Origin of the sequence: Streptomyces sp. NPDC057543 (assembly GCF_042801895.1) — a bacterium.
GTDB lineage: Bacteria > Actinomycetota > Actinomycetes > Streptomycetales > Streptomycetaceae > Streptomyces.
Genome location: NZ_JBHVFF010000576.1, coordinates 1 through 1,570 on the forward strand (window position 1 = coordinate 1; position 1,570 = coordinate 1,570).

1 protein-coding gene is annotated in these 1,570 nt (G+C 68.7%); it reads right to left on the reverse strand.

Going from position 1 to position 1,570, the window contains the following annotated elements; all coding sequences use genetic code 11:
• Positions 1-1,570, reverse strand: a 1,570-nt coding sequence (locus ACFU8Q_RS41400; RefSeq protein ID WP_384465356.1) for a zinc ribbon domain-containing protein, incomplete at both ends; no start/stop codon positions are given.

The following is a 1,570-nucleotide window of genomic DNA, read 5'->3' on the forward strand; positions in this document are numbered from 1 at the left end:
TGTCGACCACGCTGCGGATGACCATGGCACCGCTGGCGCGGTCCACCACGGTCTTGGCCTGGTGGGCCAGTCCGCGTGCGGCGATGCGCTTCCACGCGGCGGCGTCGCGGTCGCTCTGGTATCCGCAGGACCGGCAGAGTGCCCACTTCCAGCCCGGTGTGGTGGGCCGGTCTGGTGCCTTGCGGTGTCGCAGCGGCACGAGGCACTGGGGGCAGTGCTTGGAAGTGTTGCGAGCGGGCACGGTGATGACGGCGATACCTGCTTCGGCAGCCAGGTGCCGCATCCGGTCGACGATCTGCCCGCGCACTGCCTGGGAGAGGCGAGTGTTCATCGTGCGGCCCATGCCACGGGCCTCCATCGAGCGGAGATCTTCGGCATAGATCACGGTCGCCGAGGCGGCGATGGCCTGATCGACGACCCAACGGGCGGCAGCCCGTGCCAGGGCGTCGTTGAGGTTCGACCTGCGGTCGCAGACGCGCCGGATCTCGTCATTGAGGACCAGGCTCTTAGCCGTCAGTAGGTGGTCGGTGTCGTCGCCGGTGAGGCACTGATAGTGGTCGGCCTTCACATGCAGGTGCTCGGACAGGCGGCGCAGGCGGTGCTGTTTCGCGAGCACGCCAGCCGCGCGGAACATGCCCCCGCTACCGAGAGCGGTGATACGCCCGTCATCGTGGAGCCGGGCGGCGCCGGCGGACAGCAGGGTGTTCAGGCCCCAGTCCACACCGAGCGCGACTCTATGCCCGGCGCGCCGGGTCTTCGGGACGGCGTGGGTGTAGGCCAGATCAGCCCGCACCTTGCCCTGGTGGATGCGCAAGGTGGGCAGGTGCAGGACTGCGTTCGCCGCGATGATGGGTGGCAGGGAGATTGGGCAGGCGATCCACGTCCAGTCCCGGTAGGACTGCGGATCGGGCCGGGTGGGGAGCTGCAACCGCAGTAGCGCACGGCCCGGATCAGTCTCGTGACGGTCGATGGTGGCCTGTTGCCCGTCGCACGCCGACAGCAGCAGCATCCGGGCAGTGCGGGGTGCAGGTTCCAGCTCGAACACATCGACCGGGAGCCGTCCGTGCTTCCGCTCGAAAGTAACGGCCTGCCGGGTGCGGGACTTGATGACGCTGGACGGCAGATGCTTCCCGCCGGGCACTGCTTCGCGCACTGCGTCCCACTCGTCTGCGGTCCGCTTGGCCGGATCGGCGGGCCAGGACGTGAGCACCCCGGAAGTGAGATCTGCGCGCCACTTCGTGGAGCGCAGGGACCGGCCAGCCTGCTCCTGGGCCATGCGAACGATACGGTCATTGACCTTGGCGTCAGAGTTGACGGTCCAGCCCAGACGCCGCAGCGCCATCCAGGCGTTCGACGGCAACTTCCTGCCGCCCGCGTCCTCGCCGGAGGCGAGTACGTCCACATCGAGGTTGTTCCAGTGCTCGGCGGTCAACTTGCCCGCCATGTCGGACACCAGGCCCACGGCCCAGTCGACTCGCTCGGCGAGTACGGACGCGGTAAGGAGTTCGCCGGTCTTCTCGTCGACTCCGGTGCGCAGCAGGCCACGGGCGCAGGCTGTGCGGGAGGTCTC